The following is a 13,464-nucleotide window of genomic DNA, read 5'->3' as shown; positions in this document are numbered from 1 at the left end:
GATGCCCACCGAAATCCTGATGCCCGCCCTGTCCCCAACGATGGAGGAAGGCACGCTTGCAAAATGGCTCGTCAAAGAGGGCGACACTGTCTCCTCGGGCGACCTGCTGGCCGAAATCGAAACCGACAAGGCGACGATGGAGTTCGAGGCCGTCGACGAAGGCACCATCGGCAAGATCCTGATCGCTGAGGGCACCGAAGGCGTCAAGGTCAACACCGCCATCGCAGTTCTGCTGGAAGATGGTGAAAGCGCTGATGATATCGCGGCCGCACCCGCCGCTGCTCCAGCGGCTGCACCTGCAGCCGCAGCGGGCAACGAGGCTGCCGCGTCAGCGGCACCCGAGGCGCCCGCCCCTGCTCCGGCAGCTCCGGTCAAAGCCGATGGTGGTCGCATCTTCGCCTCCCCGCTGGCCCGTCGGATTGCCTCGCAAAAGGGTCTGGATCTGGCTCAGATTACCGGCTCCGGCCCACATGGACGTATCGTCAAGGCGGATGTCGAAAGCGCAACTGCCGCGCCTGCTGCGGCAGCAGCGCCCGCAGCTGCAGCAGCCCCAGCCGCCGCGCCTGCAGGGCCTTCGGCGGATGCTGTCGCCAAGATGTACGAAGGGCGCGATTACGAGGAAGTCAAACTCGACGGCATGCGCAAGACCATCGCCGCACGCCTGTCCGAAGCCAAACAGACCATCCCGCATTTCTATCTGCGCCGCGATATCAAGCTGGACGCGCTGCTCAAGTTCCGCAGCCAGTTGAACAAGCAGCTCGAAGGCCGGGGCGTGAAGCTCAGCGTCAACGATTTCATCATCAAGGCCGTCGCCAACGCGTTGCAGCAGGTTCCCGAATGCAACGCTGTCTGGGCGGGCGACCGGGTTCTGCAACTTAAACCTTCCGACGTAGCGGTTGCCGTTGCGATCGAAGGCGGCTTGTTCACACCGGTTCTGCAGGACGCTGACACCAAATCACTCTCGGCACTCTCGACCGAGATGAAGGACCTCGCCGGTCGCGCACGCGAGCGCAAGCTGGCCCCGCATGAATACCAGGGCGGCACCTTCGCGGTCTCGAACCTCGGCATGTTCGGCATCGACAATTTCGACGCTATCGTGAACCCGCCGCATGCAGGTATTCTGGCCGTAGGCACTGGTCTGAAGAAACCGGTTGTAGGTGATGATGGCGAGCTGACGGTTGCAACTGTCATGTCCGTTACAATGTCAGTCGATCACCGCGTCATCGACGGCGCTCTTGGCGCGCAGTTGCTGCAAGCCATCGTCGATAATCTGGAAAACCCGATGGTCATGCTGGCCTGACACAATCGCCGCTGCCGGGGTTCAGACCCCGGCGGGGCCTCTCGCGATCACCGCTGTGATGTGAGAAAGCGTGATCAGCCCGACGGTTGCTCACGCCCCCCGATTTCCCCACCTTCATGCAGACAGTTTTGCAATCCAAAGGTGGACCATGCGCATTTCTGACCTGACCAAAACCCTGCTTCTGGTTGCCGTGACCGCAACTACACTCCCTGCGGCTGCAATCGCGAAGCCCAACAGCTATCCGGGTGAGAATTCCAAGTTCAATTCCACCGACCCTGCCGTGATCGCACAGCAAAAAGCCGAGCGTCAGAGGCGCATCGAATTGCGGAAACAAAAGCGTGAAGAGCGGCGGCGCGAGCGGCAGAACCGAAAGAACAACCGCTCGAACTGATCCTTACTGGTCTTTCCCCAGCATGTGATCCATCGAGATCGAAGGCTGCTCGCAGCCTGCTTCACCCACGATCTTGGCGGGAATGCCAGCGACGGTCTTGCATGGCGGCACTTCTTGCAGCACCACCGAACCCGCCGCGATGCGGCTGCAATGACCAACCTCGATATTGCCCAGCACCTTGGCCCCGGCTCCGATCAGAACACCGTCGCCGATAGTGGGGTGGCGCTGCTCCTCTTCCTTACCGGTCCCGCCCAGCGTCACCGAATGCAGCATCGAGACATTGTCGCCCACCACGGCGGTTTCGCCGATCACGATGGAATGGGCGTGGTCGATCATGATCCCCTTGCCGATTCTGGCGGCAGGATGAATGTCGATCCCGAAAATCTCGGACGAGCGCATCTGGAAGAAATAGGCCAGATCATGGCGGCCCTTGCGCCACAGCCAATGGGCCACGCGATAGGCCTGCATGGCCTGATAGCCTTTGAAGTACAGGATCGGCTGTAACAACCGGTGGCAGGCCGGATCGCGCTCATACACCGCCATCAGGTCAGCACGCGCGGCTTCAATCAGCCCCTTGTCGTCGGCATAGGCCTCATCCACGATCTCGCGCAGCACCATCATCGACATTTCGTTCGAGCACAGCTTGGCCGAGATACGGTAGGACAATGCGCGTTCAAGACTGCGGTGATGCAGAACACAGGCATGCACCAGCCCGCCCATCAGCGGCTCTTTCTCCACGGCCGCCTGGGCCTCGGATGTGATACGATCCCAAACCGGATCGACAGGGGTGACTTGGCTGCGCGTTTCAAACATGGCTTTGATCCTTTGCTCCGCCTAGAATGCCATCTAGTGATAAAATCACCAAACGCAAACCCTTGATGTGCCCTACAACAAAAAATGAACCCTGACGATCTGAAGTATTTCAAAGACTTGATCCACCAAAACTTGACTGCCCTGCAAACCCAATCCGAAAGCGGGCAAGAGGCGCAGGCCGTGGTCGAGCTCGATCAGCAGGCAGTTGGGCGGCTCAGCCGGATGGATGCCTTGCAGAATCAGGCCATGGCCAAGGCGCAGCAGGCGCGCAGGGATACCGAAACCCTGCGCCTTCAGGCCGCGCTGGATCGCATGGCCGAGGGTGAATACGGCTATTGCGAGGATTGCGGTGAGGATATCCCGCGCGGCAGGTTAGAGCTGGATCTGGCCGCCACCAAATGCGTCAGCTGCGCCTCCGGCTGATATGAAACCGGATCAGGGCGCTCAGAACCATTTCAAAACACTGGCAATATTGCAGATCGTCAAAACCCGGCTCATCCGCCAGTGCCCGGCTGCGTGCCGCGCTCATCAACGCGCCGTTGCCATAGACCGGGTGCAACCGTCCGGTCGCTTGGACATGCCTGTCCGCGCGTTCGGCTTCGGCGATCATCCGGACGCATAATCGACGACGTTCCGGCGGCGGCGCGGCCAGCAAAGCCCGCGCCGCCGCGCTGATATCTCCGTGTAAGACGGGGCGCATGGGCGCGTCAGACAACCATCAAGCGGGCAACTGCTCCGGGCCCGTAGGTGGCCGAGACCTGCGCAACCGTGATCTCATACGCACCGCTCAGGCCATCCTCGGCCTTCATCGCGGCCGAGTATTCCCAGCTCGGCGCACTTGCGACCGTCTCACGCAAAACCGCCCCGTCAGCGATAATTCGGATCAGGTAGGATTCACCCTCTTCCCCCAGCGGAACTTCAAGCCCATCCCAGTCATCCCCGTCAATCCGCGTGCGTCGCACCCATGTGAACATGTCCCCCGCGTCAGTCGGCGCCCGCCGCAGATGCGCTGGCGCGTAAGGGCGCAGCCCATTGCCGTCGAAGGCCTCGACCAGATGCACATAGGCCGGATCCTCGTACCCGCGCATTGCAGGACCGATACGATAATGCTTGGCCACCCGCCGTTCGGTGCGCAAAAGGCTGGTCTGGTAAACCCTCTGATCCAGCAGAACAAAGCTTGACCCCTCGGGCCAAACATCCAGCATCAGCGCGTCCGTTCCCAGTTGCCCACGCAAACGACCAGACAGATGGTAGATGCCGGTCTCCTGCAAGCTGGCCTCGGCGAACTGGAACAGCTCCCAATTGCCCGGAGTGCCATCCCCGATCGCCGCCAGATTGGCCCCGCTCAGCAAAGCCGACCGGGGTCGCGATTCTAGCAACCCGTCGATCAGATTTACTCGCAGCGCCGGTCCCTCGTCCCAGATGCCAGCACTGGTGCGCCGCAGCGGGGTTTCCGTAAACCCGATGACCGCCTGCCCGGCTATAACCTCCTGCAGGGCATAATCCTCGTCCTGCGCTGCGGAATAGATCGCCACGCTGCCGGGCCAGGGATCAGCCGAGATCGCCAGATAAGGCGCGTGAGGTTCCTCTGAACCGGTGATCAAGGGCAAATCCATGAACACCGGCAGAACCGGAACCGGGGCCGTATACGGTTTCGCCGTCACCCCGTCATCCTGCATGTCAGCGCGCGCATAAACCCCCGGTTCGATCCGCACCGCATCAGCCAGTTGCATCTCGGCCTGCTCCAGCCGGTCGATGCGATAGAGCGCTCCCGCCCCCTGCCCGAGGCCAGGCAGACGCACCACATCCCCCGCCCCCACATGCAACAGAGACGGCGGCAAAGCGAATCTTGCCGTCTCGCGCGAGATGCGCGACTCGCTCAGCCACCGCTCGACCGTCTGCCGCCCTTCGGCGCGGGTCATCGACAGGGGCATCTCATTCACTGCCACCGCATGGGTGCTGTCATCCGGCAGCACCGCTTCCTCGGCAACCACATCGTGATTGGCATCCGACTGAACAAAGCGCAGCCGCACGCGGCCCGTCATCTCAGCCTCGGCCTCGCGTCGATACTCGACTGACCCATCTAGGTCCGAGCTGATAGCAATCTGCTCAGGCTCCAGCTCATGCGGCCGACGTCCGTCACGGGTGCGGAACACCAGCACGCCATCGCGCTCAATCGCGTCGAACCCATAGCGCAGCATCAGGGGCTGCAGCGCCTGACGCGCGTTCATCACGTCCTCGACCGCGTAGCCACGCACCATACCATAAAGCGCCGAGACATCGATATCCGTCACCCCCGCGCCATGGCAAATTTCGGTCACCACCGAGGCCAGCGTCCGCGACCCGGACCGCCCGTTCAACCAATGCCCACGCGCATAGTTGTCGCCATCCGTCCATTGCGAACGTAGGTTCGGAAAGGTCGGATAGGGCCGCGCATCCCAAGCCCAGACATAGGCGTTCGACATATCCACCATCGGGCCGCCATAGATCTCGGACGTCGGATTGATCTGCCGATCACCCCAATAGCCCAGCATCGCACGAAGATATTGAACTAGCATAAAGTCGTCGCGCATACCATTGGAATATTTCGGAAATTCCGATTCCGAAGACTTCGGGTCCAGAAACTTGTTCGGCTGATTGGTGCCTTTGTCGATGGCAGCACAGCCCAATTCAGTGAACCAGATCGGCTTTGACCCGGGCACCCAGCCCGTAGGGTTCTCCTGCCGGACCCCACCGATGCGTTCATGGTGCCGGTTGGCCCACCAGTTGCGCAAATCCTTGTAACGCCAGACCCATGGCTCGCCATAAGCATCATCGGTGATCGGCGTCCGCACCTGCGCATCTGCCGCTTCGGGCGAGGCATAGTACCAGTCGTAGCCTTCGCCGCCCTCGATATTGCCGCGCAGATAGTCCAGATCATAGATCGACCCGACCCCGGCATCGAGATGACCCTCGCCCTCGCGCCAGTCGGACAGAGGCATATAGTTGTCGATGCCCACGAATTCGATGTTGTCGTCAGCCCACAGCGCATCCAGATGGAAATACCGGTCACCGCTGCCATCCTGCGGCTGATACCCAAAATATTCGGACCAGTCGGCGGCATAGCCGATCTTGGTGCCCGACCCCAGAATCTCGCGCACTTCAGCAGCCAGTGACCGCAACTGCGCAACCGCGGCAAAGCCCGAAGCGCCACGGATCTGCGTCAACCCGCGCAACTCTGAGCCGATGCAGAACGACTCCACACCTCCGGCTGCTTTGCACAGGGCCGCATAGTGCAGAATGAACCGCCGCAGCCCCCATTCCTGCGGGCCGCGATAGGTGACCCGGCCACTGCCGGTAGAGAAATGAGAGGCCCTTGCAGTGCCAAAAAACGCCGCCACCTGCGCATCGGCTGCGGCAGTCTGATCCGACGAGCCCTCTCGCCCCGGAGCAACGTCCAACGTGATCCGGCCCCGCCACGGCAGATGCGGCTGATCGCCTGCATCCGACCAAGGGTCGGGCAGACCGTTCCCCTGCAGCTGCTCCATCAGAATGAACGGATAGAACATGACCCGCTTGCCGGTCTTTTTCAGATGTTTGATCGCCTGAACCACCGCTGCATCGGCTGGGGTTCCGCCATACACCGGACGCCCATCGACCCAGCGGACCTTACTGGCCGCCGCGCGGGAAACGCCGGACACGCTCCAAGGCATGTTCTCGCCATCAACGCTCTTGCGCTCGACCTTAGGACGAATCTGACACTCACCGCAGCGCAGATCGTCGCCAAACCACGACACGATCAACGAGGCCGCCTCGCATCCCGGTAATTCTCGGGTCAGCGCCCGCATCGAAGTCACAAGATCGGATCGACCCGAGGGCGAGTTCACATTCGCTGCCCAGCTGCGCCCCCTGCCCTTGCTGTAGTTCACCTGAGATGAGGCCAGCGCATATTCGCCCGTTCCCGGCATCAGCGCGACGCCCTTCACGATCCGTGACAGCGCATCCGCGGCATCGGGCATCCCCTCCTGTTCCTGCCGGACCACCTCGAACGAAAACTGGGGCACTCGATTGCCATAAGGACCCAGCTGTAGGTCTTCGATCACAACATAAGCCGTACCGCGATATGCCGGCACCTGACCCGCGCCTTCAATGGCCTCGATCAACGGGTCGGGCAGTTGCTCGGGACCGCCGCGATAGATGCGCATGTTCAGTGACCTGCGCTCAACCTCTTCGCCATCCGCCCACACGCGCGTGATGTCGGCAACCACGCCCGCACCGACCGCAATCGCCAGCGAGACGGAATAGCTATAGCTGTGGGTTGTCGTCTTCACCTCAGCCGGTTTCGGAGAGCTGCCCTTGCCGCCTCCGGTGGACTGGGTCGTGGTCGAAGTGCTGCGCGTTTCCAGAAAGTCCGAAGCCCAGATGACCTGACCGCCCACACGCATACGGCCAAACACCGTGGCCACCGGCGCACCCTCACCGGTTTCGGTCAGGCGGAAGCGGTCCAGACGGCCGGTCTCGACCACCTCGCTGCCGCCGCCCATGACCGATTGCCCCATCAGACGATTGTCGATCACCCGGCCCAGCGTTGCACCCACCGCGCGACCGATAATCGCCGTCGAAAGACCCGCAACCGACCCTCCAATCGACCCGCCCAGCGCCGCACCGGCGGCGGATAGAAGAATAGTAGCCATCAGAGATCCTCCAGCGGGAACGCGAAACAGGCAACGACACGGCGACGCCAGGGTTCGCTCAGAGTGTTTTCGACCACGCCATGCCCGGAATAGGCATGGATGAAACGCACCGGGTCTGACCCGCTGACGATCCCCAGATGCTTGGCTACCGCTGCGTCGCGCATTCGAAACAACAACACATCGCCCGAGGCTATGTCGTCGGGCGATTTCTCGATCAGATGGCGGCGGGCAGCGGCCCACATGCGCTCCTCGCCCTGTGGCTCGGACCAGTCCATGCTATAGACCGGCACCGCCTCGGGCTCGTGCCCCTTCACGGCGCGCCAAACGCCCCGCAGCAGGCCGAGACAATCCGCCCCGGCTCCACGGACCGAGGCCTGATGCACATAAGGCGTGCCCAGCCAGCGCCGCGCCTCGTCAACAATATCTTGCTTAACCCCGATCACCGCCTGCTGCCCCCTCTGTTTGGATCGCTTTTCTTCGGTGTGGCCATCACCCAGTCTTCATGTGGAAGATCAGGGAAGCCCTGAAAATTCAGGATGTTGTCGAACTTCAGGCGGCAGGTGCTCATGCGCTTGTCGCAACCGGCAGTCAGTTGAACGCGGTCACCGCCAACCAGCCCGCCGCCAATCGCGGACCACAGCGTAACAACGCGCCCGCCGCTGGCCTGTTCGTCCAGTTTGACCGAAGCCCACAGACCCTGCGCCGCACCGTCCAGCACGTCCAGCCTGCCCCGCTCAAACCATCCCGCATCGGCACCCTCCGCGCCCTGCAAACGCAAAACCGTACCCTCGACCAAGACAATTTCGGCCTCGGCGCGATACCCCGGCGTGTCCAGAGCAAAACGGCATGCGCGATCCCCCAGCACCGCCGTGCATGGTTTCTGATAAATCCGTCCCAAAGGCCGGTTCAGCAGATCGGTCAGCCCTCGCAACTCCGCATGAAACGCTCCGCCCGCGCGGCGCAATTCGCCAATCGAGCCGCGAAACTGCAGCATCCGCTGCTGGGGATCAGCCCAATTGACCAACCAGGCCCGCACTTCGGCCCCATCAAAGCGCCCCGCTTCGATATCCTCTTCCCGGACCGAGGCATCAGACAGCGCGCCCATCGCCTCGGTATTATCGATCGACAGGCCGGTTGCCTGCTCGATCGCCGCAGCGGTCAGACCGGTGCTGGCTTTGAACCCCAGCCCGTCAAAGCGCAACTCCATATCGTGATCCGTGAAACCATAGACCTGCCCGTCGCTGCGCGTAATCGCCCAGCAACGACAGGTGGTGGTCAGCCCGCTTTGCAAATGCGCCTGCAGCGCCTGTTTGTCCCCGCTCATCAGACCCGCACCTCGACCACCGGTACGTTCGGGACGTCACCGGCCTGAAAGCTGGCCACGCTGGTCTGGATCTTGTCGGTGTCGAACCGTACCGGAACGTCGAACTCAAACCCGGCTGTAATCTCGACCTGCTCAGGCGGCGGGGCTGAGAACATCACGCGCCCGGTCGCCAGATCGACCTCAAAATCCACGCCTTCGCGCTGCGCGTCCTGATCCAGCCCAAGCTTCACGGTCCCCAGCACCGGCTTCAGGATTGGCCGAACATAGTTGAACCCGCCCGAGCTGTAGGTCTTGATCAGCTGAAACACCGTGGTCTCGCCATCCCCGCGCGCAATGACCTGATCGCCCTTGTCGACCTCAGCCGTCGCCGCGCCCGATTTGAAATCCGACCAGTCCTTCCAACGAAACCCAAACATCTGCCCCTGCCGCGCCTCAAAAAACGAGATCAAAGTCTCGATATCATCCAGCGACCGCATCCCCAGCCCGGCGTCATAGCGCCTGCGGGAATGCGCCCAGGGGGTGTTGCGTTCCTCAAACCCGTTGGCCAACGTCACGATATCGGTGCGCCGTTCCGGTCCCCCGACCGAGCCAAAGCTCAGGCTGGCGGGAAATCTCACCTCATGGAAATTCATCACCTGCTCCCCTTATCTGTTGCGATTGCCACGGCCCAAGGCCCGGCTCATCTGCGCCGCGATCTGTCCCTGAGAACGGCGGAATCCCTGTACATCGGGCGTGCTGATATTCATCACTACGTTCACTGCGCGCCCGCCGCCCTGCGTCCGCACGCCCAGCTTTCCGTCGGCCCCACGGGCCAGCGGCATGATCGCCTCGGGGCCAGCCTCGCCCATCAACCCGGTGCCCCCGCGCATCGGAAACATCGTCGGGCCGCTGACCACGCCGCCATTGGCAAAGGGCATCACGCGTCCCTGAGAGAAACTGCCGCCATCCGCAAAGGGCAAAATCCCCTGCACCAGATTGCCAACCCCATTGGCCAGCATCCCGCCAAAGTGATCCGTCACCGGTTTGATCGCCGCCGAATAGGCGGTCTTGATCATCGAGTTCTTCAGCACATCCAGCGCGCCCGACAGGTTCATCCCGTCCAGCACCACGCCATCAAAAGCCTTGCGCAACCCGCCCGACATGCCACGCTCCAGCGTCGCCACATCCTTGCCGGTCTCTTCAAACGCGGCCCTGATCCGACGCATCTGCCCATCAAACGCCGAGGCCATGGTCGCGGCATCACCTAGCGCATCACCCAGCGCCTCTCCCCGCTCCTGCAGGTCGTCAAAACCCTCACGATCCGTCATCACGCTCTCCTTGTTCTTTGTCCGGATATGCCGCCAGCAGCGCGTCCAGCCCCGCCCGATTCATCGCAGGCATCCCCGCGCCTTGCCCCAGCATCAGCCGCAGCTCTGCCGGGGTCAGACCCCAGAACTGATCCGGCGTCAGCCGCAGGCCGAGAAACCCGGCCCGCATCAGGACGGGCCAGTCGAACCCACTCACTCCGGCACCATGAAGGCGCGCGCCAGCAGCTCTGCCGCCGCCCGCGCGCCCGCCATCGGCCCGCCCGCAATCTCGGCATGCAGCAGGTCATCGCGGCTCACCTGCGCCCCACCGCCCCGCAGCCCGGCAACAAGCAGCGCCAGCACATCGCTGCTGGAATACCCGCCGCCCTCGAACCGCTGCACCAACTCGACCAGAGACCCGGTCTGCAACGCCTGTTCCAATTCCGCCAAAGCACCCAAAGTCAGCTTGAGCACCCGCTGCTCCCCATCGATGGTCAACGCCACCTCGCCCGTCCACGGATTGACCATCAGAGCGCCGTAAAGCTCAGCGCACCGGCGCTTGCCATGCTCATCTCATAAGTCGCCTCACCGTTATGCGATCCCGCATACTCGATGCTGCTCACCTGAAACGGGCCTTCGACAATGCCAAAATCGGGGATGATCACCTGAAAGCCGGGCGTCTCGCCGTCAAAGAACAGCTGACGCGCCCGCTCATCAGTACCTTCATCCTTGAACACGCCCGAGCCCGAGATCGAGGCCGATTTGACCCCCGCCCCCGATAGCAACTCGCGCCACCCGCCCTGACTTTCCAGGCTGGTGACATCCACACTTTCCGCATTGAAACTGATCCGCGTGGCGCGCAGCCCCGCGATGGTCTCGAACAGACCGGTGCCGTTCATATCCACTTTGACCAACAGGTCTTTTCCGTTCTGGGCAGCCATATGCTCTCTCCGTTGATTGCTTAGTCATCTTCCACGCGGGCGCGGAATCTCAGATCGATCTGGCGGATCGCGCCGCCAGTTCCCGTGCGCCGGGCGCTGGCACGCTCGAACCACAGCCCCACCAAATGGCCCCGGTCCAAAGTCAGCGCCGCACCTTCCAGCGCATCGCAAACCGCACCGGCCAGTGTCTTGGCCGCACCAAAACCCGCCGCTTCGGACACCACCGAGACCGTGAACCGATGCACGGCACCCGTGCCCGACCGATCCGAGGCATCCCGCACCTCTTCCGGCCCCAGGGTCACGTAGGTCTGCGGCAACACCCCCGAGGGCACCGCGTCATAAATCGCACCGCCCGAAAGCGTGTTAACCTGCGCATCCCCCGAAAGCTGTTGAAACATCGCCGCCTGCAACGCGGCTGCAACGCCATAGCTCATGCCGCCACCTCTTCATCTGCGAAACAGGTCAGGTACTGGCCGCGCGGATCGCGCTCGGCCACCGCACGAATGACAAACCGGCGCGTCCCTTCGGCGAACCGCTGATCCGGCGCAGGCCGCATCGAGGACCCCTCCGGCACGCCGCGCACCACGATCCGATAGCCAACCCGCGACACCGAGGCACCACCAACAGCCCGTTCCGCCCCGCTGCGCGCAGAGACCTCAGCCCAAAGCGCACCCAGTGCGGCCCATGTCTCGGTGTAACCTCCCGCACCATCGGCACTACGAACCGGAGCCTCCAGCACCAGTTTGCGGTTCAATCGCGGCGCGCTCATTGCGTCACCCCTGCGCCGAAACGCACCGTGCGATAGCGCTGGATCAGGCTGGTCACGCCAAACGGCATGCACCCTGCGCCCAGCGCCGTCTCATCGCGATATTCGTAGTAATGCGCCGCCAGCAGCAGCACCGCCTGCCCCAGATCAGCGGGCAGCCCGCCCCAATCCGCAGCCATTCCGGCCGTGAAAACGATCTTCACCGAGCCGCCGGTCTGCACCCTTGGCAAGCAAGCGCCAACCGGACGCAACTGAGGGCGCTGCATGTCGCGCTCCAAACGGTAAGCTTCGGCATCCACAACCATGTCGGTCCCCGCCGCATCCGTCAGCGTGATCGCAGCAACCGAGACCACCGGGGCCACCGGCAGCACTTCACCTGCTGGATCGCGCCAACCGTTCAGGCTCCACGAGAAATCCCGTTCGATCAGCACCTTACCGGTGCGCGCCTCAATCGCCGCAATGGCCGCACGCAGAAAGCCATTCAACACCTCGTCCTGCACATTGCCCTCGGCAAACCCCGTGCCCAGCCGCAGATGCGCCTTGAACTGATCCACCGGCAGCGCCGCATCCGCGATGGCGGTTTCTTCGATCAACATCATCCATTCACTCCGCAATCTCGGACCCCTCCGGGGCCGTATCCTTGGAAAATGACGGGCACGCGCCGCCCCACGTTGCTCGGACGGAGGGGAGCAGCTAGACAACGCGGGGGATCTCACCCCGGCCCGCGCCCGCCGCCCGAGGGGCCTTGCAGCCCCCCGGATCCGCCACCGCTTAGGCGATGCCGAATTTCAGCAGTTTGATTGCAGCAAAATCGCTCACATCACCGCCCACGCGCTTGGTCGCGTAGAACAGAACATGCGGCTTGGCGCTGAACGGATCGCGCAGCACGCGCAGATCGGGACGTTCGGCTATGGTGTAGCCCGACTGGAAGTCACCGAAGGCAATCGAATAGCTGTCGGTCGCCGCATCCGGCATGTCCTCGGCGATCAGTACCGGATAGCCCATCAGACGCGCAGGCTCACCAGCGGCTAGGCCATCCGACCAAAGGAAGCGGCCATCGCTGTCCTTCAGCTTGCGGATCAGACCCGCGGTTTTCGAGTTCATCACGAAAGTGCCGTTCACCCGGTACTGCGCGCCCAGCGCATAGACCACGTCCACAATCGCATCGGCATCGACGCCACCATCAATACCCGACGCGACATAACCCAGGCTATCCCAGCCCCAGCTGCCGTTTTCCATCGTACGGTGGGTCAGGATACCCTTGGGCTTGTCCACACCATCACCATTGATGAACGCCGCTGCCTCGGCCCGTGCAAACTTGTCGGCGATGCGACCGGCCAGCCAGCCTTCGACGTCAAACGCACTGTCATCCAACAGACGCTGCGACGCCTTGGGCAGCGCGCTCAGCTCGTGCAGCGGGATCGAGATGCGGTCAATCGACGGGGTCGATGTCTCTGCCGTGGCCGAATTCTCATCCGCCCAACCCGCACCCACATCGGTGTGGTCGATCAGAACGTCGAACGAGTTCGCCTCGACATTCACCACCGACGCAATCGAACGGATCGAAGCAGTCGAATTCAACACCGACTTGATCATCTCAGCCGTCTGCGGATCGACCAGATAGCCACCATCACTGTTGACCGCCGTCGAAAGCGACTTGGCCTCAATCTCCAGCCCGCGCAGCCCGTCATCCTCGCCCGAACGCACATAGGCGTCAAAGGCCTTCTGATGCGGTGCGCCGTCCTCGATCGAGGACGCAAGATGCGGACGCGCCGCGATGGTTGATTTACGATCCAGCATGGTCAGTCGCTCTTCTGTCTGTTGCAGTTGGGTTTTAACTTCAGCCTTGAGGTCCTTGAATTCATTCACGAAGCCAGCCATCGCCTGCTTCACCTCCTGAACCAGGGGCGCACCCTCTCCGGTCAAGGCCGGGGTTTCGGTCTTGCTCATCAGCATGTCCTGTTTTTGGG

General features: G+C 62.6%; 17 protein-coding genes. 3 read left to right on the top strand and 14 right to left on the bottom strand.

Annotation, left to right across the window (positions count from 1 at the left end; genetic code table 11):
• Position 1: 1 nt before the first annotated feature.
• A complete protein-coding gene (locus ACR0AZ_RS03345) occupies positions 2 to 1,300 on the top strand; it encodes a pyruvate dehydrogenase complex dihydrolipoamide acetyltransferase (RefSeq protein ID WP_480666772.1) in 1,299 nt (432 codons plus the stop codon).
• Positions 1,301 to 1,448: 148 nt separating this feature from the next.
• Positions 1,449 to 1,691, top strand: a complete 243-nt coding sequence (locus ACR0AZ_RS03340) for a hypothetical protein (RefSeq protein WP_480469481.1) — start codon at positions 1,449 to 1,451, stop codon at positions 1,689 to 1,691.
• A 3-nt stretch (positions 1,692 to 1,694) separates the two neighbouring features.
• On the opposite strand, the gene cysE is transcribed toward ACR0AZ_RS03340, so the two are convergent.
• On the bottom strand, positions 1,695 to 2,504 hold the full coding sequence (cysE, locus tag ACR0AZ_RS03335) for a serine O-acetyltransferase (RefSeq protein WP_480469480.1): 810 nt from the start codon (positions 2,502 to 2,504) through the stop codon (positions 1,695 to 1,697).
• 84 nt (positions 2,505 to 2,588) lie between these two features.
• Here cysE and ACR0AZ_RS03330 point away from each other — a divergent pair, with 84 nt between their 5' ends.
• Positions 2,589 to 2,927, top strand: coding sequence for a TraR/DksA family transcriptional regulator (locus tag ACR0AZ_RS03330; protein ID WP_480469479.1), 339 nt, complete (start codon positions 2,589 to 2,591; stop codon positions 2,925 to 2,927).
• On the opposite strand, the gene ACR0AZ_RS03325 is transcribed toward ACR0AZ_RS03330, so the two are convergent.
• From ACR0AZ_RS03325 to ACR0AZ_RS03265, 13 genes are all read right to left on the bottom strand, one after another.
• A complete protein-coding gene (locus ACR0AZ_RS03325; protein ID WP_480666771.1) occupies positions 2,908 to 3,204 on the bottom strand; it encodes a DUF7742 family protein in 297 nt (98 codons plus the stop codon). The two genes, ACR0AZ_RS03330 and ACR0AZ_RS03325, sit on opposite strands and share 20 nt — an antisense overlap.
• A 7-nt stretch (positions 3,205 to 3,211) precedes the next feature.
• Positions 3,212 to 7,177 (bottom strand): baseplate multidomain protein megatron, encoded by a 3,966-nt coding sequence (locus tag ACR0AZ_RS03320; protein ID WP_480666770.1) that lies wholly within the window; start codon positions 7,175 to 7,177, stop codon positions 3,212 to 3,214.
• Positions 7,177 to 7,617 carry an NlpC/P60 family protein gene (locus tag ACR0AZ_RS03315; RefSeq protein ID WP_480667135.1) on the bottom strand — a complete coding sequence of 147 codons (441 nt, stop codon included), beginning with the start codon at positions 7,615 to 7,617 and terminating at the stop codon, positions 7,177 to 7,179. The genes ACR0AZ_RS03320 and ACR0AZ_RS03315 overlap by 1 nt, the downstream gene beginning before the upstream one ends.
• The gene (locus tag ACR0AZ_RS03310) at positions 7,617 to 8,501 is read right to left on the bottom strand and encodes a DUF2163 domain-containing protein (RefSeq protein ID WP_480666769.1); all 885 of its coding nucleotides are present in this window, start codon (positions 8,499 to 8,501) and stop codon (positions 7,617 to 7,619) included. Before ACR0AZ_RS03310 ends, ACR0AZ_RS03315 begins: the two co-directional genes overlap by 1 nt.
• Positions 8,501 to 9,133 (bottom strand): phage distal tail protein, Rcc01695 family, encoded by a 633-nt coding sequence (locus ACR0AZ_RS03305; protein ID WP_480469475.1) that lies wholly within the window; start codon positions 9,131 to 9,133, stop codon positions 8,501 to 8,503. The genes ACR0AZ_RS03310 and ACR0AZ_RS03305 overlap by 1 nt, the downstream gene beginning before the upstream one ends.
• Before the next feature lie 12 nt (positions 9,134 to 9,145).
• The gene (locus tag ACR0AZ_RS03300) at positions 9,146 to 9,808 is read right to left on the bottom strand and encodes a phage tail tape measure protein (RefSeq protein ID WP_480666767.1); all 663 of its coding nucleotides are present in this window, start codon (positions 9,806 to 9,808) and stop codon (positions 9,146 to 9,148) included.
• Positions 9,795 to 10,004 carry a rcc01693 family protein gene (locus ACR0AZ_RS03295; protein ID WP_480666766.1) on the bottom strand — a complete coding sequence of 70 codons (210 nt, stop codon included), beginning with the start codon at positions 10,002 to 10,004 and terminating at the stop codon, positions 9,795 to 9,797. Before ACR0AZ_RS03295 ends, ACR0AZ_RS03300 begins: the two co-directional genes overlap by 14 nt.
• The gene (locus tag ACR0AZ_RS03290) at positions 10,001 to 10,315 is read right to left on the bottom strand and encodes a gene transfer agent family protein (protein WP_480666765.1); all 315 of its coding nucleotides are present in this window, start codon (positions 10,313 to 10,315) and stop codon (positions 10,001 to 10,003) included. The genes ACR0AZ_RS03295 and ACR0AZ_RS03290 overlap by 4 nt, the downstream gene beginning before the upstream one ends.
• Positions 10,315 to 10,728, bottom strand: coding sequence for a phage major tail protein, TP901-1 family (locus ACR0AZ_RS03285; protein ID WP_170374021.1), 414 nt, complete (start codon positions 10,726 to 10,728; stop codon positions 10,315 to 10,317). The genes ACR0AZ_RS03290 and ACR0AZ_RS03285 overlap by 1 nt, the downstream gene beginning before the upstream one ends.
• A 20-nt stretch (positions 10,729 to 10,748) precedes the next feature.
• Positions 10,749 to 11,162: a DUF3168 domain-containing protein gene (locus ACR0AZ_RS03280; RefSeq protein ID WP_480469471.1), complete on the bottom strand. Its 414-nt coding sequence runs from the start codon at positions 11,160 to 11,162 to the stop codon at positions 10,749 to 10,751.
• Positions 11,159 to 11,497: a phage head closure protein gene (locus ACR0AZ_RS03275; RefSeq protein WP_480469470.1), complete on the bottom strand. Its 339-nt coding sequence runs from the start codon at positions 11,495 to 11,497 to the stop codon at positions 11,159 to 11,161. The genes ACR0AZ_RS03280 and ACR0AZ_RS03275 overlap by 4 nt, the downstream gene beginning before the upstream one ends.
• A complete protein-coding gene (locus tag ACR0AZ_RS03270; RefSeq protein WP_480666764.1) occupies positions 11,494 to 12,093 on the bottom strand; it encodes a head-tail connector protein in 600 nt (199 codons plus the stop codon). Before ACR0AZ_RS03270 ends, ACR0AZ_RS03275 begins: the two co-directional genes overlap by 4 nt.
• Positions 12,094 to 12,265: 172 nt before the next feature.
• Complete coding sequence (locus ACR0AZ_RS03265; RefSeq protein WP_480666763.1) at positions 12,266 to 13,444, bottom strand: phage major capsid protein; 1,179 nt, start codon at positions 13,442 to 13,444, stop codon at positions 12,266 to 12,268.
• Positions 13,445 to 13,464 lie beyond the last annotated feature (20 nt).

It is taken from the genome of Ruegeria sp. BE3 (assembly GCF_056538865.1).
Note: the sequence above shows the minus strand (reverse complement) of the source record. Positions and strands in the feature narration are given on the sequence as shown.

Bases quoted from the DNA above. Each gene is read 5' to 3' on its own strand.
- ACR0AZ_RS03320 (WP_480666770.1), bottom strand. From the start codon at position 7,177: ATGGCTACTATTCTTCTATCCGCCGCCGGTGCGGCGCTGGGCGGGTCG.
- ACR0AZ_RS03290 (WP_480666765.1), bottom strand. From the start codon at position 10,315: ATGGTCAATCCGTGGACGGGCGAGGTGGCGTTGACCATCGATGGGGAG.
- ACR0AZ_RS03305 (WP_480469475.1), bottom strand. From the start codon at position 9,133: ATGAATTTCCATGAGGTGAGATTTCCCGCCAGCCTGAGCTTTGGCTCG.
- ACR0AZ_RS03325 (WP_480666771.1), bottom strand. From the start codon at position 3,204: ATGCGCCCCGTCTTACACGGAGATATCAGCGCGGCGGCGCGGGCTTTG.
- cysE (WP_480469480.1), bottom strand. From the start codon at position 2,504: ATGTTTGAAACGCGCAGCCAAGTCACCCCTGTCGATCCGGTTTGGGAT.
- ACR0AZ_RS03280 (WP_480469471.1), bottom strand. From the start codon at position 11,162: ATGAGCTATGGCGTTGCAGCCGCGTTGCAGGCGGCGATGTTTCAACAG.
- ACR0AZ_RS03275 (WP_480469470.1), bottom strand. From the start codon at position 11,497: ATGAGCGCGCCGCGATTGAACCGCAAACTGGTGCTGGAGGCTCCGGTT.
- ACR0AZ_RS03340 (WP_480469481.1), top strand. From the start codon at position 1,449: ATGCGCATTTCTGACCTGACCAAAACCCTGCTTCTGGTTGCCGTGACC.
- ACR0AZ_RS03265 (WP_480666763.1), bottom strand. From the start codon at position 13,444: ATGAGCAAGACCGAAACCCCGGCCTTGACCGGAGAGGGTGCGCCCCTG.
- ACR0AZ_RS03330 (WP_480469479.1), top strand. From the start codon at position 2,589: ATGAACCCTGACGATCTGAAGTATTTCAAAGACTTGATCCACCAAAAC.
- ACR0AZ_RS03270 (WP_480666764.1), bottom strand. From the start codon at position 12,093: ATGATGTTGATCGAAGAAACCGCCATCGCGGATGCGGCGCTGCCGGTG.
- ACR0AZ_RS03285 (WP_170374021.1), bottom strand. From the start codon at position 10,728: ATGGCTGCCCAGAACGGAAAAGACCTGTTGGTCAAAGTGGATATGAAC.
- ACR0AZ_RS03310 (WP_480666769.1), bottom strand. From the start codon at position 8,501: ATGAGCGGGGACAAACAGGCGCTGCAGGCGCATTTGCAAAGCGGGCTG.
- ACR0AZ_RS03300 (WP_480666767.1), bottom strand. From the start codon at position 9,808: ATGACGGATCGTGAGGGTTTTGACGACCTGCAGGAGCGGGGAGAGGCG.
- ACR0AZ_RS03345 (WP_480666772.1), top strand. From the start codon at position 2: ATGCCCACCGAAATCCTGATGCCCGCCCTGTCCCCAACGATGGAGGAA.